18 protein-coding genes and 1 other annotated feature are annotated in these 21,361 nt (G+C 27.9%); of the genes, 1 reads left to right on the top strand and 17 read right to left on the bottom strand.

All coding sequences use genetic code 11. From position 1 onward, the window contains the following. Nucleotides 1–150: 150 nt before the first annotated feature. Complete coding sequence (locus I2A66_RS04760) at nt 151–1,005, bottom strand: bifunctional 5,10-methylenetetrahydrofolate dehydrogenase/5,10-methenyltetrahydrofolate cyclohydrolase (RefSeq protein WP_122640988.1); 855 nt, start codon at nt 1,003–1,005, stop codon at nt 151–153. Between the two features lie 55 nt (nt 1,006–1,060). Beyond that, nucleotides 1,061–3,688, bottom strand: coding sequence for a cation-translocating P-type ATPase (locus I2A66_RS04765; RefSeq protein ID WP_147516328.1), 2,628 nt, complete (start codon nt 3,686–3,688; stop codon nt 1,061–1,063). 410 nt (nt 3,689–4,098) lie between these two features. Between I2A66_RS04765 and I2A66_RS04770 the strand changes: the two genes are divergently transcribed. Next, nucleotides 4,099–5,460, top strand: a complete 1,362-nt coding sequence (locus I2A66_RS04770; protein ID WP_195251113.1) for an APC family permease — start codon at nt 4,099–4,101, stop codon at nt 5,458–5,460. Between the two features lie 63 nt (nt 5,461–5,523). Here I2A66_RS04770 and I2A66_RS04775 read toward each other — a convergent pair whose 3' ends face one another. From I2A66_RS04775 to I2A66_RS04845, 15 genes are all read right to left on the bottom strand, one after another. Next, nucleotides 5,524–5,724, bottom strand: coding sequence for a hypothetical protein (locus I2A66_RS04775; protein WP_147516327.1), 201 nt, complete (start codon nt 5,722–5,724; stop codon nt 5,524–5,526). Between the two features lie 133 nt (nt 5,725–5,857). Then, complete coding sequence (locus tag I2A66_RS04780; protein WP_195251115.1) at nt 5,858–6,688, bottom strand: energy-coupling factor transporter transmembrane component T family protein; 831 nt, start codon at nt 6,686–6,688, stop codon at nt 5,858–5,860. A 2-nt stretch (nt 6,689–6,690) separates the two neighbouring features. Beyond that, nucleotides 6,691–8,391, bottom strand: coding sequence for an ABC transporter ATP-binding protein (locus I2A66_RS04785; protein ID WP_122640993.1), 1,701 nt, complete (start codon nt 8,389–8,391; stop codon nt 6,691–6,693). Between the two features lie 17 nt (nt 8,392–8,408). Beyond that, the gene (locus I2A66_RS04790) at nt 8,409–8,960 is read right to left on the bottom strand and encodes an ECF-type riboflavin transporter substrate-binding protein (RefSeq protein ID WP_122640994.1); all 552 of its coding nucleotides are present in this window, start codon (nt 8,958–8,960) and stop codon (nt 8,409–8,411) included. A 196-nt stretch (nt 8,961–9,156) separates the two neighbouring features. Beyond that, nucleotides 9,157–11,157: a YgiQ family radical SAM protein gene (locus tag I2A66_RS04795; RefSeq protein ID WP_122640995.1), complete on the bottom strand. Its 2,001-nt coding sequence runs from the start codon at nt 11,155–11,157 to the stop codon at nt 9,157–9,159. Nucleotides 11,158–11,355: 198 nt separating this feature from the next. Beyond that, the gene (locus tag I2A66_RS04800) at nt 11,356–12,696 is read right to left on the bottom strand and encodes a hypothetical protein (protein ID WP_195251117.1); all 1,341 of its coding nucleotides are present in this window, start codon (nt 12,694–12,696) and stop codon (nt 11,356–11,358) included. A 177-nt stretch (nt 12,697–12,873) separates the two neighbouring features. Further along, nucleotides 12,874–14,112, bottom strand: coding sequence for a DUF1015 domain-containing protein (locus tag I2A66_RS04805; protein WP_122640997.1), 1,239 nt, complete (start codon nt 14,110–14,112; stop codon nt 12,874–12,876). 25 nt (nt 14,113–14,137) lie between these two features. Then, nucleotides 14,138–15,085, bottom strand: a complete 948-nt coding sequence (locus I2A66_RS04810; RefSeq protein WP_147516326.1) for a D-2-hydroxyacid dehydrogenase — start codon at nt 15,083–15,085, stop codon at nt 14,138–14,140. A gap of 46 nt (nt 15,086–15,131) precedes the next feature. Continuing rightward, entirely contained in the window at nt 15,132–16,211 is a 1,080-nt protein-coding gene (locus I2A66_RS04815) for a pyridoxal-phosphate-dependent aminotransferase family protein (protein ID WP_147516325.1), read from the bottom strand. A gap of 222 nt (nt 16,212–16,433) precedes the next feature. Next, nucleotides 16,434–16,613: an isocitrate/isopropylmalate family dehydrogenase gene (locus tag I2A66_RS04820; protein WP_122641000.1), complete on the bottom strand. Its 180-nt coding sequence runs from the start codon at nt 16,611–16,613 to the stop codon at nt 16,434–16,436. 166 nt (nt 16,614–16,779) lie between these two features. Further along, entirely contained in the window at nt 16,780–17,082 is a 303-nt protein-coding gene (locus I2A66_RS17830; RefSeq protein WP_442970300.1) for a hypothetical protein, read from the bottom strand. Between the two features lie 58 nt (nt 17,083–17,140). Further along, nucleotides 17,141–17,356, bottom strand: a binding site (T-box leader). An 85-nt stretch (nt 17,357–17,441) separates the two neighbouring features. Beyond that, the gene (locus I2A66_RS04830) at nt 17,442–18,167 is read right to left on the bottom strand and encodes a phosphatase (protein ID WP_122641001.1); all 726 of its coding nucleotides are present in this window, start codon (nt 18,165–18,167) and stop codon (nt 17,442–17,444) included. 67 nt (nt 18,168–18,234) lie between these two features. Beyond that, the gene (locus I2A66_RS04835; RefSeq protein ID WP_147516324.1) at nt 18,235–19,500 is read right to left on the bottom strand and encodes a 30S ribosomal protein S1; all 1,266 of its coding nucleotides are present in this window, start codon (nt 19,498–19,500) and stop codon (nt 18,235–18,237) included. 232 nt (nt 19,501–19,732) lie between these two features. Further along, on the bottom strand, nt 19,733–20,428 hold the full coding sequence (sfsA, locus tag I2A66_RS04840) for a DNA/RNA nuclease SfsA (protein WP_122641003.1): 696 nt from the start codon (nt 20,426–20,428) through the stop codon (nt 19,733–19,735). 128 nt (nt 20,429–20,556) lie between these two features. Beyond that, the gene (locus I2A66_RS04845) at nt 20,557–20,925 is read right to left on the bottom strand and encodes a hypothetical protein (RefSeq protein WP_122641004.1); all 369 of its coding nucleotides are present in this window, start codon (nt 20,923–20,925) and stop codon (nt 20,557–20,559) included. Nucleotides 20,926–21,361 lie beyond the last annotated feature (436 nt).

Raw genomic sequence — 21,361 nt, forward strand, 5'->3', positions numbered from 1 at the left:
TCCACTAGACAATGTATATATTATATTATATTATGTTATATATATATAAGTTGATACAATATAAAAAGGATATCTAAAGTCAAAGTATAAGTAATTTAACTTTATGATATCCTTTTATTTTGATGTTTTTATTAACATAAATAATATTATTTATATATTAAAATTAATTTTATACAGTTCAATAACATTTTCAATAAGTGAATTTATTGTAGCTTTACCTGTGCAGTTTATTCTATTTGATACCATACTAGCTTTTCCTATACTTACAACTTCATCTACATCAAAGTCTAATATCTGTTTTCTACCAACATAAGTAAAACCAACACCAATTACAACAGCATCCTCTTTAATATCTTTCGAGTTAATAAGATTTTGTCTTCCTACACAAGAAATAATTATATCTGCAATTTGGACTAAAGATGACAAGTCTTTTGTCTTACTATTCGCATTTATCAATGTTGCACCTCTATTCATAAGCATAGAACATAGGGGTTTACCAACATGATTAGATTTTCCTATAACTAACGCAACTTTACCTTGTATTTCAACATCATTATACTCTAATAATGATATTACGCCTTTTGGAGTTGCTGGGGCTAATATTTTATCATTACCTAAATTTATCTCTCCTATCCATTCTTTTGCAAATCCATCTGCATCAACACTATAATCTATCGACTTCATTAGATTATCTGTATCTAAATGCTTAAATGTCGGTAATTGAAGTATTACTGGAATTTTTTCTGCATTACATTTATCAATTATATTTTTCACATCTTCATTTGTACAATTTTCTTCTAATTTTATTGCATTTACTTTAAGACCTGCTTTCTCACCCTCAGTTATTTTTCCTTTTATATACCTTGCATTTCCCTCATCGTCAGATGCATTTATTATTATAAATTCAGGCTGCTTGTTTATAATTTTTTCAATTTTTGTAATTTCTTCTTTAAATTTTTGTATTTTTCCTTCACACATTTCTATTGCGTCTATTATTCTTGTCATACTGTCTCTCCTAATTGTTTATTTATCTATTTTACAATTATATAATATATTCCATCTATTTTTTTATTATTTTTGCAATTTCCATGATAAATGTTGAAATTAACGCTAGACCTAGACAAATACTAAATTGACTAATACCAAATGAATTTGGTATTGAAAATAATTCTCTAACACCTGGTACTAAAGTTATACTATATAGTATAAAGCAAACTACTACAGCTCCTAATGCAAATTTATTAGAAAAAATCCCCAACTGAATTAATGTACTTTCATTAGATCTTGCTGGTAATGTTTGAAGAATCCTAGATATTATTAATGTAGAGAATGCCATAGCTACTCCTAAGTACTCTGATGTTAAATTACCTATATACTGAGCAAATATAGTTACAATCCCTATAACTACCCCTCTAAAGACTACTCTTTTTAGCGTACCTCCTGCTAATATACTCTCATTTGGGTCTCTTGGACTATGTTTCATTATACTTTTTTCAGGCGGTTCAAGACCTAATGCAATAGCAGGTAATGAGTCATTTACTAGATTTATAAATAATAATTGCAGTGCAGTAAACGGATTATTCCAATCTGCAAATACAGCAAACAATATTGCTACTATCGCTCCTAAGTTTCCAGCAAATAAATAAGTAATTGCCTTTTTTATATTATCATAAACACTTCTACCTACTTCAACTGCACTTATTATGCTTGAAAAATTATCATCTACTAGTATCATTGCTGATGCATCCTTTGATACATCAGTTCCACTCCCCATACCGATTCCAATATCTGCCTGTTTTAATGATGGTGCATCATTTACTCCATCACCTGTCATCGCAGTTATCTTACCTTTTCTTTGCCATGCTTTAACTATACGTATTTTATTCTCAGGTGAAACCCTAGCATAAACACTTATTTTTTCTAATTCCTTATCTAATTGCTCATCAGTTAAAGCATCTAATTCTTGACCTGTAAGTGCTAATTCACTTTCATCCATTATGCCTATTTGTTTAGCTATTGCTTGAGCTGTAGTTTTATGATCCCCAGTTATCATAATTGTTTTTATACCAGCTTCTTTAGCTTCCTTAACCGCGCTATATACTGATTCCCTAGGAGGGTCTATCATTGCCATTAAGCCTACCAATATCATGTCAATTTCATCTTCTACACTAGGAACAAAATCTTTATCTGGTACATCTTTCATCGCAAAAGCTAAAACTCTTAATGCATTTTTTGAAAACTCTTCATTAACTTTTCTATACTCATTTAAGATTTCATCATTTATTTCAACTACTTCACCATTATTCAAAGCATATTTACATCTATTAAATAATACATCCGGGGCTCCTTTTGTATACATTACTGCATCACCGTAAATATCATTTACAGTAGACATTAATTTTCTATCTGAATCAAATGGTATTTCCCCTTTTCTTACATACTTTCCTCGTAAAGTACTATAATTTAAATCATTTTTATTTGAATAAGTAATTAGTGCAACTTCTGTTGGATCTCCTATCTCATTTCCTTCCTCAGTAATATGAGAATCATTACATAGAGTTGATATCATTGTCAGTAGTTTAGCTTGATAATTATAATGTACATTTCCTTTTTCAAATACATCATCATCATTTCCATACATATAATAATCTACAACTGTCATCTTATTTTGTGTAAGAGTACCAGTTTTATCTGTACATATAATACTTGCAGATCCTAAAGTCTCAACTGCTGGTAGCTTTCTTATTATAACTTGTCGTTTTGCCATATTATTAGTTCCTACAGCTAAAACTATAGTTACAATTGATGATAAAGCTTCCGGAATCGCTGCTACCGCCACGGCCACTGCGAACATAAAACTATCTAAGGCTACACCTATCATATTTGTTGTATTTCTAGTAAAGTATGCTCTTGCAACCTCTATTATAAAAATTACTAAAGCAAGTATAGTTATTCCAATACCTAATTTTTTACTAAACTCCTCTAGCTTCTGTTGAAGAGGAGTTAACTTATTTTCTGAAGATTCTAAAAGACCTGCTATTTTACCCATTTCTGTATTCATACCAGTGTCAGTTACTATAAACATCCCTCTACCATATACGACTATAGACCCACTAAATACCATATTTTTCTGATCTCCTAGCCCAACTTCTTCATTTATTACATCAGTATACTTTAATACAGGTTCTGATTCTCCAGTTAGCATTCCTTCTACAACCTTCAATGTTTCCGCTTCTATAAGTCTTCCATCTGCAGGAACATAGTCACCAGCTTCTAATACTACTATATCTCCTGGCACTAATTGTCTAGATTCTAAGGTTACCTTTTTATTATTTCTTATAACCTTAGCTTGAGGTGCAGATAGTTTCTTTAAACTTTCTAATGACCCCTCCGCCTTTTTAGTCTGTACAACTCCTAATACTGAATTTATTATTACAACCGCAAATATTATTATAGATTCTACAACTTCACCTAATATAATTTGGACTATTGCAGCAATAAGTAATATTATTACTAAAGGATCTTTAAAGGATTCTAAAAATAATTTATATGTAGGTATCTTATCTTTTTCTTTTAATTCATTGTACCCTTTAGATTTTAATAGTTCATTAACTTGATCTTCGGATAATCCCTGTAGACTAGAGTTTAAATTTGACATTACATCTTCATATGTTCTTTTATAAAACATAACACTTCTCCTTACATATAATAAAATTTATACTTTATTATTTATTCTTAAATTTAATTTAGTTTATTATTCTATAAAATTTATTAAAAATTTATTATTAAAATACTATATAACAATAATAGTGTCTTTTAAAATTCAATCCCACATATTACCTATATAATTTACTTATATATTTTTTATCTTAGATAAAAATATAATAATAAACTATTTAAAGATAAAGTAAATATATTTCAATATTTTACCAAATGTTACATTTAATTTAATATTTACCAATTTTTTTGTCGAATTTTGAAAGGAAATTTTAAAGAAAACATTGTTTTTATTTTTAAAAGTATTATAATGGTTCTTGTCGCTAAAAAAAGCACTAATTTTATATAATAATTTTTCTAATAAAAGAAAGGAATAATAATATGGAAAACAAGAGTCTTCAAAAAAATCTTGGATTTGCTGCAGCTCTATCAACTGTTGTTGGTATGGTAATTGGTGGCGGTGTATTCTTTAAGCCACAAGCAGTATTTACATTAACAGGTGGAGCACCTGGTCTTGGGATGATAGCTTGGATCGTTGCAGGTATAGTAACAATAACTGCTGGTCTTACAGCTGCAGAAATTTCGGCTGCGATACCTAAAACTGGTGGTATGATGGTTTATATCGAAGAAATATATGGTAAGAAATTAGGTTTCTTAACAGGATGGATGCAATGTGTTTTATTTTTCCCAGCTACTATAGCTGCAATATCAGTAATGTTCGGTCAACAATCTGCAATATTACTTGGAAACGGAAATAATCAAACATTAGTTATATTTTTAACTGCAGGTGTAATATTATTTATAGGTTTTATAAACTCATTTGGTTCTAAAACAAGTGGTATGATACAAACAATTTCTACAATATGTAAATTAGTTCCACTTATTTTAATAATAGGATTTGGATTATTCAAAGGAAATGCATCTAGCCCAGTATTCACGCCTCTTGTAGGAAAAGGTGTTAGTCCTGGAGGAGTATTCGGACAATTATTAATAGCAATATTATTTGCATATGATGGATGGATAAATGTTGGTGCTATAGCTGGAGAAATGAAAGATCCAGGAAAAGATTTACCAAAAGCAATAGTTGGTGGCTTATCATTAGTTATGGCTGTATATGTTATAATAAACATAGCTTATTTATTTGTATTACCAGCTGATCAACTTGCTCAATTTGCTTCACCAGCTTCAGCTGTTGCAGAAGTATTATTTGGTAGAGTTGGTGGTCAAATAATAACTATTGGTATACTAATATCTGTATTCGGATGTATTAACGGTTACTTATTGACTGGACCAAGAATACTTTATACATTAGCTCAACAAAAAACTTTACCAGGATATAAATTTATAGGTGCACTAAATAAAAATGATGTTCCTGCTAATGCAACAATGATAATGGCTTTTATATCTGCGTTATATGCACTATCTGGACAATTCAACTTACTAAGTGATTTATCTATGTTTGCTGTATGGTCATTCTATGTATTAACATTTGTTGGTGTTATAAAATTAAGAAAGACTCATCCAGATATGCATAGACCTTATAAAGTTCCTTTATATCCATTTATACCATTCGTAGCTATAGCTGGTGGATTATTTGTAGTATTAAATCAATTATTCTTTGCTGGAATGACAAATACTTTAATGTCAATTGGTGGAGTTATAATAACACTTATAGGTTTACCTGTATATAGCTATATGGCTAAAAAAGAAGGTTTCGATAATAGATTAGATGATGTAGCTTAATTATTTAATAAAAAAAGATGTACTTTAAAAGTACATCTTTTTTATCTAAAATAAATAACTTTATTACTTTAGCTTATTATGGTTATGTGCTTCATCATATGATGGAGCTTTTAAATTCCCCTTTTTATGAGATTTTCTTACAACTTCTTCATTCTCATCTTCAATTATATTTTTAATTTCATTATATGTGTGACCATGATTAACTAAATTAGTTAATTCTGTTGGCTCATTTAATATTCTTTTACTTTGATTCACTTTTTTCATATCTACACTCCTTTCTTTTAATTATTGTTCCACAATAATTAAATTTTAGTACTATATTTAATTTTACATTTCTAATCTTTCTTAACACATATATTAAATAAAAAAAGCCATGCTAAATTAGCACGGCTTAATATTATATAAACGGATTATAGAATCTTCCTCCATCTACTTTAATTAGTATTATTGATACTAAAACTAATAAAGTACATAATAATATTGATATATAATCATTTTTAGTGAAATCTTTTCTTTTATACCATGTACGCTTTTTTTGATTTCCAAAAGCTCTTAACTCCATGGCTATACTTATTTTATCAATTCTCTCTAAACTCGAGAAAATAAGTGGCATAAGTATTGATGCTGCGTTTTTGATTCTCTTAAAGAACTTTTCCTTATTAGATAAATCAATTCCTCTAGCTTGCTGAGCAAAAGCTATATCCTTATAATCTTTTTGGATATCTGGTATATACCTTAAAGCTATTGATATAGAATATGCAGCCTTATAACTAATACCAATTTTATTTAATGATGCAGCAAATTCACTTGGATCTGTTGTTAATATAAATAAAAGGGCCATAGGTATTGCAGCAAAATATTTTAACACAACATTAAGTTCATAGAATAATTGTTCTAAGGTTATAGTATATGGACCTATTAAGTGTATTAAAACTGTTCTACTACCATATATTTGAACACCTTGTTTTGGTGCAAATACAAATATCATAACAGCATTTAAAAGTAAAAATATCATTATAAAATAAAGTATAAATGAAACTTCTCTAAATTCTATTTTAGATATCTTAAAAGATATAATACCTATTATAAGCATTCCTACTAGTAATCTAGTATCATAAGTTATCATAGAGGCTATGGACCATAATAAAAAAATTATCAGTTTTGTAGCTCCTGTTAACTTATGTATAGGGGAATCTTTCTTTATATATGATAACATTTCTGAGTTCATATTTATCTAACCCTCCTATCATAATCTATAAATCTTTTAATAAAACTTCTCTCATCTTTTATTCCACATTTTTGAGCTAGTTCATATAATGATGTTTCTTTCAAGTTTGCTTTTTCTATAACATCATAATTAGTTAATATATTTATAGCAGTATCATCTGCTATTTTTTCACCTTCTGATAAAACAATTACATTATTTGTATACTCTAGCATTAGATGCATATCATGAGTAATCATTATTATAGTAATTCCTTGTTTATTAAGATCTACTAAAAACTCCATTATTTCTGAGTAATGTTTGAAATCTTGGCCTGCTGTAGGCTCATCTAATATTATTATATTTGGATTTAGTACAAGTATAGATGCTATTGTAACTCTTTTCTTTTGTCCAAAACTTAGCGCTGATATTGGCCAATTTCTAAGTGGATAAAGGCCACATATCTTAAGAGTATTATAAACCCTCTCTTGAACTTCACTTTCAGAATATCCTCTAACTCTAAGTCCAAATGCAACTTCATCAAAAATCATAGATTTAGATATCATTTGATTTGGATTTTGCATTACAAATCCTATTTTTTCCGAACGTTCTTTTATAGTTTGATTTGCTATATCTTCTCCATCAAATATTATTTTTCCTGATGTTGGTTTATAAAAACCGCAAATTAGTTTTGATATAGTAGATTTTCCTGCACCATTTTTTCCAACAATACTTACCATATCACCTTTATTTATTTTAAACGAAACATTATTTAATATTTGTTTTTCTATACTATATGAAAAACTTAAGTCTTCAACTTCAAGTATAGGATAAGTATTTTCATTACAAACATCCTCATCTATACTTGAGTACCAAGCTTTTAATTTTTCTTTACAATTTATTAAATCTATTTTTTCTATTCTTTCAGGATTCATCCCAGGATTTATATCACAATTAGCATATTTTAAAGCTGATAAATATAGTGGCTCCCTAACTCCAACTTCCTTTAATATATTAGTTGAGAGAAGTTCGTTCGGAGTAGTGTCTGCTACTATTTCACCTTTATTCATAACAATAATTCTATCTAAATCCTTATGTAGTACATCCTCTAATCTATGTTCTACAATTATCATAGTCTTGTTATTTTTATTTTTTATATTATCAATTAATTCTATTGCACTTTTACCTGTCAATGGATCTAAACTCGCTAATGGCTCATCAAATAATAGAATCTTTACATCATCTACAGTAACACCAGCAAGAGTAACTCTTTGCTTTTGACCTCCAGATAACTTATATGGTGAGGATTCTAATTCCTTATCTATATCCACTAATTTTGCTGAATCACTAACTATCTTCTTCATTTTTTCTTGCTCTACACAGTCATTTTCAAGCTTAAACGCTATATCTTCACCTACTGTTAAACCTATAAATTGACTATCTGGATCTTGAAGTACTGTACCTATTATTTTAGATAATTCAAATATATTTTTATTTTGAACATTTTCACCATCAATTAATAGCTCTCCAGATGTTTTCCCACTATAATAAAATGGAACTAATCCGTTAAGACAATGAGCTAAAGTACTTTTACCAGAGCCAGAAGGTCCCACTATAAGTACTTTTTCTCCTTCATATATAGTTAAATTTATATTTTTAAGAGTAGGCTCTGCTTGCACTCTATATCGAAAACTATAGTCTTTAAACTCTATTATCTTTCTTTTCATTCCTATCTCCTTTAGTATTACTCTTCCATTCTTAAACTTCCGCTCTTTATTTTTGTCTTAGAGTAAGCCGATAATATTAATGTTCCTAAAACTCCAACTGTTACCATATTAGATATACCACCTATGATTCCTTGTAAAAATACTTTATTTGCAGGTTCTAGGTATATTATTATATCTAATCCAGGTGCTACTAAAAACCACGCTAATGCGTTTGCTATAACTTGAGTTATGTTAAATAGTATTATTTGTTTTATATTAAAATCATCTTCTAAATCTAATTTTTTTGAAGCAATTCCGATTACTAATCCAACTACTCCTGATGCTATTACCCAACTAAACCATGGTGATCCATAAAATACTAAATCTTTTAATCCATGTCCTATAAGTCCTATAAGGAATCCTGCCATAGGACCATATACTACAGACATTAATGCCAAATATGCATAAGATGTCTCTATATTAGTATTTGGAATAAATGTAGGAATAGACCCGAATCTTCCTAATACCATAAAAACTGCCGCTCCTATTCCTATAGAAACTATCGTTTTTATTGATAACTTCTTATTCATTTACATTATCCTCTCTATTTTAATTTTTATCTTCATATTAATTATTAAAATTCACGCAAATTTTAGTATAAATGCAAATAAAATAATTGTCAATATAAGTCGTTTTTTTCTATAATTATCCTATTTATTGACTTCCTTATATTATTTTATTCTGAAAATAATATAAGGATATGAATTAATTTCATATCCTTTATTATTATCTTTTTTTTCTTCTATTATTAGAACTCTTTTCCACTTTAATATTTTCTACTTTGTTACTTCTTGAGTTCTTACTTTTAGTATTTTTTTTATTTCTAGAGTCTTTATTATTTTTAGAAACTCTTATTGAGTTATCTCTTTGATTATTCTTACCTCTAGAATTTTTGTTATTAGAATTACCTCTATGTCCAAATCCTCTACCTTCTCTAGGCTTTATTAAACACTTAGGACCATACCCTATTAAATCTTCTCTATCTGCTTCTTCAAGGGCCGCATGAACTAGTTCATAATTTCTAGGGGCTCTATATTGTAATAAAGCTCTTTGCATTGCTTTTTCTTGCTTAGTCTTAGGCACATACACTTCTTGCATAGTAAGTGGATCTAGTCCTGTATAGAACATTGTTGTAGATAATGTTCCTGGAGTTGGATAAAAGTCTTGTACTTGTTCTGGTTGATAGTTTGTATCTCTTAAATACTCAGCAAGTTCTATTGCTGAATTTAATGTTGAACCTGGATGACTTGACATTAAATACGGTATTAAGTACTGTTTCATGCCTAATTGTTCATTTATAGCAAAGAATTTTTGTCTAAATCTATCATAAGTATTTCCAGCTGGCTTTTGCATATGATGTAATACCTCGCTTGCAACATGCTCTGGAGCAACCTTTAATTGACCACTTACATGGTGCTTTATTAATTCTTTTAAGAACTTATTATCTTTATCTGCCATGACATAATCATATCTTATTCCAGAACGTACAAATACTTTTTTTATTCCTGGTAAACTTCTTACCTTTCTTAATAAATCTATAAAATCTGTATGATCTACTTTTAGATTTTTACATGGTTCTGGATGCAAGCATTGTCTATGCTTACAAGCACCTTTTGTTATTTGTTTTTTACAAGCCTCTTGTCTAAAGTTTGCTGTAGGACCACCAACATCATGTATATAACCTTTAAAGTCTGGAAGTGTAGTTATATATTTTGCTTCATCCACGATTGAATCATGACTTCTACTTTGTACAGCTCTACCTTGATGGAATGTTATTGCACAGAATGAACAACTTCCAAAACATCCTCTTGAACTCACTATACTAAATTTAACCTCTTCTATTGCCGGAATGCCACCCATTTCTTTATATATAGGATGATACGTTTTTTGATATGGTAAGGCATATACATCATCTAGTTCTTCTCTATTTAAAGGCTTCTCTGGTTTATTTTGAACTAAGAACTTATCTCCATATGGTTCGACTATAGCTTTTCCTCTATATGGATCCTGCTCATCATACTGTAATTTAAATGATTGTGCATATTTTACTTTATCTTCACATATTTCTTTATATGATGGAAGTAATACATAATCTTCATATACTTCATCTAAACTATCTACCATATAACATGTTCCATTTATATGTCTTATATACTTCGGATCAAATCCATTATTAAGAGCATCTGCAACTTCTACTATTTGCTTTTCACTCATTCCATAAACTAGTAAATCTGCACCACTATCTACTAATATTGATTTTCTAACTTTATTAGCCCAATAATCATAGTGCGCAAATCTTCTTAAACTTGCTTCTATACCACCTATTATTACTGGTATATCTTTGTATGCTTCTCTTATTTTGTTACAATAAACTATTACTGCTCTATCTGGTCTACATCCCATTTTTCCCCCTGGAGAGTATAGATCTTTTTCTCTTTGTTTTTTGCTTACTGAATAATGGTTAACCATAGAATCCATATTCCCTGAATTAACTAAGAATCCAAGTCTTGGTCTTCCTAACTTCATAAAGTCTTCTGTAGACTTCCAATTTGGTTGGGCTATTATACCAACCTTATATCCTGCATTTTCTAATACTCTAGAAATTATAGCTGTACCAAAACTATGATGGTCAACATACGCATCTCCTGTAACTAATACAAAATCTAGCTGTTCCCAACCTCTATCTATCATATCTTGTTTACATATTGGTAAAAATTTATTTTCCATGATAATCACCTGCTTAATTTATAATAAGATTTATTATATCCTTTTTATTATAGTATGAAACTTATTTTTCAACTCTGACCTATAATTATATCATAAAAAATAATATATATCTAAAAATAATCATGGTTATATATGTAATTTATAGAAATATGTAGATATTATACGCATAAAAAAATCGAGATAATTATCTCGATTTTTTTATGCAACTTGCTTTTTATTATTTTTATTTAACTTATATTTGCTCCATTCAAATTCCACAAACATAGCTAATGCACCAATATTTAAAGATGTTGCTACAAAAAGTAATATATTTAATAAATTAAATAATATTTCAAATTTAAATATTGATAAAATGCCTGATATTAATAACATGCTTAGATACATAATATTTCTATTCTTTATATTAATCTTGCTAGATAAACTTAAAAGATAATATGAACCTAGTAAAGTCGTCATTCCCGACAATATTATAAATATAAATAATATTGCTAATCCCAATATACCTGTTACACTTATTACAGTTTCAAAATAAGATACTAATCTTTGAGCACTATTTTCTGTAAACGATATAATATTTTGATCAACTCCATATGAAGCTATATAAGATGTAACTAATACTGATATTACAACAAGGAATGTAGTCATAATAGCTGATATAGACGCAGCTACTCTTGGACTAGAATTTGTTTTAACTGCTGCTAGTGGCAATGTCCCTAATCCAGGTTCTGCAATTTGAATTACTCTTTGCATACCAAATATAAGACCTAAAGGAATTCCAAACAACATACTTACTGGATTTTTAAATCCTATAAGCATCCTTTCGATAAATGCTGGCACATATATATGTGTTTTTATTAAAAATATTCCAAAAAACACAAAGTAAGCGCCTGCAGCAACTAAAATCATACTTACCATAGATTTGATAAATATATCTTGTCTATTTTTCAATACAACTACAAATAAAATAAATATAATGGGTATTATTACAAATAAATATTGTTGCATTTGAGTAAGTTTAATTCCAGATATCTTATCCAAACTCGTTATTATAATAGCATCCATTCCACTAAATTGAACACCACCTATAGCAAATACATATAATAAAATTAATGCTATAACATAAATCTTTGCTGCACCTTTAGATACAAATTTTTCTATGTAGTCTCTAGGATCCATATTTACAATTTTAGCTATTAATGTTTCACAATATGATATTGGTATTAATACTAATGATCCTATTAATGCCCATAAAGCTACCGATTCTACATATACTTGACCACCTACATACAAGTTACTTAATGCGCTTAAAAAGCCAATTATAATTCCAGTTCCCATCATAGCACCTAGAGATACTGATGCTTGAGGTATTAAATGCATTATACTAAACTCTCTTTTTTCAGTTGTCAATGATCTTATGTTTAGTATTACTTGAGCACAAATGTAAATTCCCATAAGTAATAAAAATGGTATAAATATTGGCCATATTACATTTGATATTACCACAGTTATATGGTTCAATTGAGATAATATAACTTCCATGATGCCACCTCGATTTATTAAGTTTTATGATTTTATATTTTATTCATATATTCACGCAAGTATTAGTATACTATCATTTTCACACTTAGCATAGAGTAAAATTATATTAATTAATCAATTAAAAATTATATAAAAAAATGACTACTCAGATTAAGTAATCATCTTTTTATATAGCTTTTATACTTCATGCAAAAATAATCCACATCTAACTTTTGGTTCAAACCAAGTTGATTTAGCTGGCATAATTTTATTTTCATCCGCCACCTTCATTAATTCTTTTATTTTAGTTGGATATAAAGAAAAGGCTACCCTCATATCTTTATTAACCCTATTTTCAAGTTCTTTAATTCCTTTAATCCCTCCTACAAATTCTATACGTTTATCACTTCTAGGATTTTTTATTCCTAAAATAGGTTCTATTAAATAATCATGTAGTATGCTAACGTCTAATGATCTTATTGTATCATTTTCTACTTCTGATAACTTTTTAAATTGAAGTTTATACCATTTATTATTTAAATACATTCCAAACGTTCCTTTTTCTTTAGGTTTATAGCCATCTTCTTTTAAATTAATTATTTTAAAGTTTTCTCTAACTTTATTCATAAACTCTATTTCATTTAAATTGTTTAAATCTTTAACTACTCTATTATAATCTAGTACTAATAAGTCTTTTTCTGGTGCAATCATTGCTAAATAGTAATTAAATTCTTCTTTTCCTGTATAACTAGAATTTTTAATTCTCATTTCTTTTGCAATATTCTCTGCTGAAGCTGCTCTATGGTGTCCATCTGCTATATATAAATACTGTATACTTTTAAATTCATCTACTATTTTATTTATAGCCTTACTTTCACTTACTCTCCAAACAGTATGTCTTATATTGTCATTTGATATAAAATCATATAAGTGTTCTTCTTTTGTATAGCTATTTATTATATCATCTATTTCTTTTTTATTTTTATAGGTTATTAATATAGTACCTGTATTTGCATTACAATACCTTATATGATTTGTTCTATCTAGTTCCTTGTCTGGTTTAGTATATTCATGTTTCTTTATAATACCATTCAAACTATCATCTACAGATACACATGCAACTATACCTATTTGAGCTCTATTATCCATTATTTCTCTATAAATATATATACATTCACTCTCATCTTGAATTAAAATATTTTCCTTTTTAAATTTATTTAAATTTTCTTTTGCTTTTAAATATACTTTTTCATCATACTCATCTATATAATCTGGTAAATCGATCTCTGCACGATCTATGTGTAAAAATGAATACTTATTGTTATACGCCATATTTTTAGCTTCATCTCTACTCATAACATCATATGGTAATTCAGCTACCTTATCTACATATTCTTTAGATGGTCTAATTGCTCTAAATGGTTTTATTACTGCCATATTCATCCCCCTTATTTATATGCTCTTATAGCGCTAGCCTTATATTTTTACGACCTTCTTCACTTTGAAAATATTCAGTTATAATTTCTACTATCTCAGCACTTATCCTTTTTTGTGCTTCTACCGTTGAAGCTCCTATATGAGGTGTAGGAGATACCATGGGATGATTTACTAATTCTAAATTAAATTTTGGCTCACTTTCAAAAACATCTAATGCTACTGCCTCAATTTTTCCATTATCTAATGCATTTATTAAATCCTTTTCACAAACCAGTCCACCTCTAGCGTGATTTATCAAGTATACTCTATCTTTCATTTTTTCTATTTCTTTTTTAGTTATTAAATATCCCTTTTCTTTATCGTAAGGTATATGAATAGTTAAAAAATCTGAGTTTGCTAATACTTCTTCAAATTCACAAAATCTATATTTATTAGGCACATCCATCTTACCCAAAATGTCATAGTATATAATATTCATGCCCATAGCACAAGCTCTTTTAGCTACTTCTTTTCCTATTCTTCCCATACCAATTATACCTAATGTTTTTCCGTAAATTTCAGTTCCTATATAATGTTTCTTTTCCCATTTACCTTCTCTCATTCTTACATTTGATATATTTACAAATCTTGCTATATTTATTATTTGGCATATTGTAAGCTCTGCTACTGAAACTGTACTTCCACAAGGTGTATTCATTATTTTTATACCCTTACTCTCAGCATAATCTACCTCTATATTATCCAAACCTACGCCAGATCTTATTATTAGTTTTAATCTATTACCCTCACAGGCTTTATCTATTATTTCTTTAGTTATTTTATTTTTAGATCTTATTACTAAAGCATCCATATCTTTTAATTTTTCCCCTAATTCTAATCCATCAAAGAATTCATTTATAACATTAAAGTTTGACTTTCTTAATCTTTCTATTTCATCCTTATTCACACCATCAGTTATTAATATATTAAACATATTTATACCTCCAAATTTAACCTTTTTTTACCGCCTTATATTGAATTTAATTTTTTTCAAATCCTAATATTTCATCAATATTATTTAATAAATCTTTTACATCATCTACTGAATAATCTCCCATATGAGATATTCTAAATGTCTTTTCTTTAAGTTCCCCATATCCATTGGCAATTTCAAGGTTTCTCTCTTTTAATTGATCATTCAATTTAGATATACTTATACCTTTTGTATTTTTCACTACGGTAAGAGTATTAGATAAGTAATTTTCATCGGTAAAAATTTGGAAGTGTTCTTTAGCCCAAGATCTAACTATATTAGCCATTTCTCCATGTCTTAAAAATCTATTTTCTAGGCCTTCTTTTAAGATTTGGTTTAATTGGAAGTCTAAAGCGAACATATGTGAAAGGGATGGTGTTGAAGGGTACTGGTAATTCTTATTAACTATGTATTCATACATTGCTAATAAATCAAAATACGTTCCTCTATAAGGTACTTTTTTAGCTCGTTGAACTGCTTTGTTAGAAAATGTACAGATTGACATACCAGGTGGTAATCCAAGTGCTTTTTGCACCGATGTTATACATATATCTATTCCAATTTTGTCAACTTCTATTTTTATTCCACCCGCCGAACTTACTGCATCTACACAGTAAATTATATCTTCATATTTTTTAATAACCTCTCCAATAGCCTCTATTGGGTTTGTTATGCCTGTTGAAGTCTCATTATGAGTTATAGTTATTAAATCATACTTACCGGTAGAAAGTACCTTATCAACCATTTCAGGACTTATCGCCTTCCCTAATTCTACTTCAAATAAATCCACGGGTATCATGTTTGACACTCCCATTTTATACCATCTTTTTCCAAAGGATCCACAGGAGAATACAACTGCCCTTTTAGATGTACAGGATCGAATGGAACCTTCCATTAATCCACTACCGGATGATGTAGATAAAAGTATTTCGCTATTTGTATAAAATAAACTTTGCAACTTTTTACTTATATCATATTGTATCTTAGATGCTTCTTTTCCTCTATGACTGATTACTTGAGTAGACATATATTCTAGGACATCTTTATTTACATCTATAGGTCCAGGAATAAATAACCTTTTGCTCATAATAAGCCTCCTTTCTTAAAAATTATTATTATTTAAATTTTTAATATTTTAATATCTATAGTATGTTTTCTAAATAAATATGTCAATTTTATAGTTTCTTTATTATATAATATTTATTTTTTTTATTTAAGTTCTACATTTTTTAATAAAAATATAGATTTACATTTAAAATAAAATTTATTATTTACCTTAATAGTTTACTTTTTAATATTATCTCAAAATTTATTTGTAATATTTATGATTAGAAATTAAATCTCCAATTTCTTTCGTGGTAACTTTTATACCATATCCGTCATAAATATCCTCTGTCTTATATCCTTTACTCAATACTTTTTCAACAGCTTTATCTTTGCTATTAGATTCTCTATTTAAATTTAGTTTCTGGATATTTTTCAGCTTCATCTTTTACAAGCTTCGCTCCTTTTACAGCTATTTCAATTATCTCTTCTTTAGTTTTATCAAATACAACATTTCTTTGAAGTGTTGATATTGAATTATAAATATGAACAATTACTTCCTTACATACTTTTAATGCTTCAAAAGTTTTTAATATTAAATGCTCTCTTGCTTAAGTTATCACCTGAAGAGTAACATCTTCTGGTATTAGATTTTCATCAATTAATTTTCTTATAAACTTATATTCTGTATCTGATGCAGATGGAAATCCTACCTCTATTTGCTTAAAACCAATACCTACCAACATATTAAACATCTTAATTTTCTCATCTACATTCATAAGATTTAGTAAAACTTGGTTAGCATCTCTTAGGTCAACACTGTACCATATAGGTGATTTTATAATCTCATTATCTGGACATTTTCTATTTTTCATGGTAATCTTTTTAAATCTAGAATATTTCTCATGGTTCATAATAGTCCTCCTATATATTTAAAATCTTTTTTCCAATAAAAAAACTCGCCTCTAAAAAATTAGAGACGAGTTTAGCTCGCGGTACCACTCGATTTGGCTATAAAGCCTACTTTATAATAATGATAAATCATTATATATCCTATAACCTAGATTAATCGGTTTGCAAATTGCAACAGCTCATAGACAAGTTCGAATTTATCCACTGCCAAATCACACCATCCTTTGGCTCTCTGTAAGCTTCATCATTTCTACTACTCCTAATCAACGCCTTTTATTTTAAATTGTTTATTAGTTATAGTATTATTTTACTTTTTATTTGTCAATTATATAGTTAAATTTATACATATATATTACTTATGTTACCTCTTCATAAAATCTAAATTAAAAAATTCTATTATTTGATCTTCATGATAATTTATAACTAATTCTTTTGGAAAATCAACTTCTTTAATTAATTTTTCACAATTATCGAATCTCCCTATATCATAGCAAATATGAGAGTCCGTTCCCATTATTACTCTTACATTGTGCTCCTTACAAAGCTCTAACATTTTTGATAAATTTTCTTTTGCACCTTCTCTAAATGAATTTGGATTTAGTGAAGAGTTATTAATTTCCAATAATATATTTTTTTCTTTTGCTTTTAATACTACTGCTTCATAATCAAGTGCATATCTACTATCATCTGGATGACCTATTATTCTAACTTTTTCTATATCCATTACATTAAGTATTGCTCTAGTATTCTCTTCTATAGAACCAAATTTAACACAAGGTGGATGAAGACTTGCTATTACATAATCTAATCCTGAATATAAATCTTCATCTATATCTAAGTTTCCTTCAAAATCAAGTATATTTCCTTCTATACCTCTAAGAATTTTGACTCCATCAACTTCTCTAGGAATTACCTTTAAATTTTGAAAATAGTATTTATGTGGTGATGCTGGCATATTAGATGAATGATCTGATATACCAAGATATTTAATCTGACGCCTTACAGCAAATTCTATATTCTCTTTTATAGTACTAAATGCATGTCCACTTACTATAGTATGTGTATGTAAATCTAAAATTGATTTCATAAATACCTCCTCTTATTAATCATATAAATATAGGATACCTCAAACTATTTGAGATATCCTTGACTTATTATTTTTGTAAATTTTTAAATTTATCTTTAAATAAATCTCCAAGAGTTCCTAAAGAATCTTCCACTTCTAAATATTCTGTGTAATCTTCTTCAGGCTCTCTTTCAGCTTCTTTTTTAGATACTAACATTCTTCTATTTTCTGGATTAAAGTTAAGAACCTTTACCTTAACTTCATCATCAATATTTACTACGTTAGTCACTTTTACAACTCTATCTTCACTTAACTCAGATATTGGTAAAAATGCTTCTACACCTTCTCTAATTTCAAGGAATGCTCCTCTATCAATTATTCTAACAACCTTACCTGTTATTATATCATCAACATATACATCTTCAGATATTAGTTGCCATGGGTCATTATTTATATCTTTTAATGCTAGCGCTATTTTTCTAGTTTCCATATTAACATCTAAAACATAAACGTCTACTTCTTGTCCTTCTTGTAACATATCTTCAACAGATTCTACTCTTTTCCAAGATAGATTATTTAAATGAACTAAACCTTCTAGCCCTCCAATATCTACAAATGCACCATAAGACATTATCTTAGTTACTTTACCATGTCTTTTTTGTCCTACTTGTAAAGAGTTAAACAGATCTTCTTTTTCTTGCTTTATTCTAGTTCTTTCTGCATCTCTTTCAGCTTTAATTCTAGCTCTCTCAGCTTCTTTTTCAGCTTGTATTCTAGCTCTTCTTTCTTCTCTTTCTATGTTTATTCTTTCTTGTAATACCTCTCTATGACTTACCACAAATCTATTTCTCTTAGCATCTAATTCTATTAGATAACACTCTAAATTTGCTCCAATATATTCTTTAGTTTCTTTTACAAACTTAGTATCTATTTGAGATATTGGCATAAATACATCTATTGATTTATATTTTGCAAATACTCCTCTTTCTATAGCTTTTTCAACATTTACAGTTATTATTCTATGATCTTCATATGCTTTAGTTATCTCTGCTAGATCATTTCTTTTATCTGCTTGTAATTTAGACAGTCTTATTGTTCCATCTTTTTCCGAAACCCTTTGTATAACTGCAGTTACTTCATCTCCTACATTATATACTTCTTCTATACTTTTATTACCCTCTATATTTAATTCTCCTACTGGTATTATTCCATCAAATCCATATTCTAAGTCTAATACAACTTCATCATGGGCAACTTTAATTATTTTAGCAGTTATAGTTTTACCTACCTTTACTTCATTAAAAGCCTTTTCTTGCTCATCTAGTAAATCTTTCATCGATAATTCGTTTGTCATATTAATGTATTCCTTTCATATTTTATCGTATAAATATATTTTCTCAATAAATATTATACCATTAATATTTTATAAATACTTACATATTTCATCTAATATTTTGAATAATTAAAATAAAACTTTATTTTTTCGTAAAAAAATAAGAAGGTGTATGTGACATCCTTCCTAAAATAAATTTACACTATATGTACACTTAAATAGTAGCTAATACTATCGTTAGTTGCAACATATTTTATAATTTAACTTCAATATCTTTATTTATATCTATTGAGTTTTTAGTAACTAAACTATCATATGCTAAAACTTCAACTCCATTATTCTTAGCTTCTATTAATGCATCCCCTAACTCTTTATGCATTTTATTATTAGGAGTAAAATAAAGTACATTATCCATTTGTACTAAAAATATTATATAGCAATAATAACCTTCTTTTCTAGCTTCTATAAGTTCCCTTATATGTTTTACTCCTCTCTCAGTTTTTGCATCTGGAAATTTAACTATATTTTCTTCTTCTAAGGTAACCCCTTTAATTTCTATAAATGCTTTTTTATCTCCAGCTTCTAAATATATATCAAATCTTGAATTTCCATAAGTTTTTTCTGGCTTAATTAAAGTAACCTTTTCATCTATTCCTGGTAATGTTATTTTTCCATTTTTTAAAGCCTCATATATAACTTTATTTGGAACTTGAGAATCCATATTTATAAGTCTATCTTCTTTTTCAACTGCAATCAAAGAGTACCTTGTTTTTCTATTAGGATTATCGCTTTCTTCTAAATAAACACTACATTTGGGAGTTAAAAGTTCTCGACATCTACCTGTATTTTTAACATGAACCTTTTCTATATTTCCATTTATTTCACAGTAAGCTATAAATCTATTTGGCCTTTCTATAAATTTTGCCTTTACAACTTTATTATAATTCATATTTTGCTCCTTTTTATTAACTAATTTAACTTACTTATACCCTATTAAAACTATTTTTCACAATATTAAACTTAAAATTCAAATAATTAAAGGTGTATACTTATTATGTATACACCTTTTAATACATCTTACTCTTTATTATCTCTTACTTTTATGAATCTTCCAATAAATTCAACCATATATTCATTTATTTTCTCTATAGAGTTTTTATAATTAGCTTCTTCATCACTATAAATATAGTGAACTATAATGTCAGATAGCTCATAAATTAAGCTTTCATAAACAGTTTTTTCTTCTTCTTCTTTAAATACTAAGTTGTTAGTTTTATAAATACTTTTTATAAACTTTATAAGAGTATCTACTGCATCTTTTATTGGATTAGCTAAATCATTGTATAACTTAACTCTCTTACTTTCCTCTCCTCCAGATTCATATAATTCAAACTCTATCATAAACTGACTTTTATATGGATCTTGAGTAACTTCTTCAACCCTCAATCCAATGCCCCTATATATTTGTAATAAGAAATAATTAATTACTATCATAGCTTCACTATATGATGTACTATCATTTGAGTAAACATATTCTATTACTTTATCTTTAATTTGAGTTGTGAGTTCTCTAGATAGTTCTAGCTTTTCTTCATCATTAAATTCGATCCCTTTATATCTATATAATCCTACTATAATATTAAGAGCTTTATCTTTAGCATTTATTATTTCATTTACTAATTCATATATTAGGTCTAGTTTTTCACTTTCTATACCGACCTGTTTTAGTCTATTATCTATCTCGAATTCTTCATAATAATTTATATCGAATCATCTCCTTTTATATAAATTATTAGTTATATAAAATATATGATAATAAATATAAAAAATGACTGTCTATAAATAAATTTCATTATTTTTAGATAGTCATTTTATTTGCTTA

It is taken from the genome of Romboutsia sp. 1001713B170207_170306_H8 (genome assembly GCF_015550495.1).
In the GTDB taxonomy this organism is placed as follows: Bacteria; Bacillota; Clostridia; order Peptostreptococcales; family Peptostreptococcaceae; genus Romboutsia_E.

What these genes read in the sequence shown, in the direction of transcription:
- I2A66_RS04805 (WP_122640997.1), bottom strand. Translation starts at nt 14,112, where the DNA reads ATGGCAGTAATAAAACCATTTAGAGCAATTAGACCATCTAAAGAATAT.
- I2A66_RS04780 (WP_195251115.1), bottom strand. Translation starts at nt 6,688, where the DNA reads ATGAACTCAGAAATGTTATCATATATAAAGAAAGATTCCCCTATACAT.
- I2A66_RS04820 (WP_122641000.1), bottom strand. Translation starts at nt 16,613, where the DNA reads ATGAAGCTGAAAAATATCCAGAAACTAAATTTAAATAGAGAATCTAAT.
- I2A66_RS17830 (WP_442970300.1), bottom strand. Translation starts at nt 17,082, where the DNA reads ATGAACCATGAGAAATATTCTAGATTTAAAAAGATTACCATGAAAAAT.
- I2A66_RS04770 (WP_195251113.1), top strand. Translation starts at nt 4,099, where the DNA reads ATGGAAAACAAGAGTCTTCAAAAAAATCTTGGATTTGCTGCAGCTCTA.
- I2A66_RS04790 (WP_122640994.1), bottom strand. Translation starts at nt 8,960, where the DNA reads ATGAATAAGAAGTTATCAATAAAAACGATAGTTTCTATAGGAATAGGA.
- I2A66_RS04760 (WP_122640988.1), bottom strand. Translation starts at nt 1,005, where the DNA reads ATGACAAGAATAATAGACGCAATAGAAATGTGTGAAGGAAAAATACAA.
- I2A66_RS04795 (WP_122640995.1), bottom strand. Translation starts at nt 11,157, where the DNA reads ATGGAAAATAAATTTTTACCAATATGTAAACAAGATATGATAGATAGA.
- sfsA (WP_122641003.1), bottom strand. Translation starts at nt 20,428, where the DNA reads ATGAATTATAATAAAGTTGTAAAGGCAAAATTTATAGAAAGGCCAAAT.
- I2A66_RS04775 (WP_147516327.1), bottom strand. Translation starts at nt 5,724, where the DNA reads ATGAAAAAAGTGAATCAAAGTAAAAGAATATTAAATGAGCCAACAGAA.
- I2A66_RS04785 (WP_122640993.1), bottom strand. Translation starts at nt 8,391, where the DNA reads ATGAAAAGAAAGATAATAGAGTTTAAAGACTATAGTTTTCGATATAGA.
- I2A66_RS04815 (WP_147516325.1), bottom strand. Translation starts at nt 16,211, where the DNA reads ATGAGCAAAAGGTTATTTATTCCTGGACCTATAGATGTAAATAAAGAT.
- I2A66_RS04810 (WP_147516326.1), bottom strand. Translation starts at nt 15,085, where the DNA reads ATGTTTAATATATTAATAACTGATGGTGTGAATAAGGATGAAATAGAA.
- I2A66_RS04835 (WP_147516324.1), bottom strand. Translation starts at nt 19,500, where the DNA reads ATGACAAACGAATTATCGATGAAAGATTTACTAGATGAGCAAGAAAAG.
- I2A66_RS04800 (WP_195251117.1), bottom strand. Translation starts at nt 12,696, where the DNA reads ATGGAAGTTATATTATCTCAATTGAACCATATAACTGTGGTAATATCA.
- I2A66_RS04830 (WP_122641001.1), bottom strand. Translation starts at nt 18,167, where the DNA reads ATGAAATCAATTTTAGATTTACATACACATACTATAGTAAGTGGACAT.
- I2A66_RS04765 (WP_147516328.1), bottom strand. Translation starts at nt 3,688, where the DNA reads ATGTTTTATAAAAGAACATATGAAGATGTAATGTCAAATTTAAACTCT.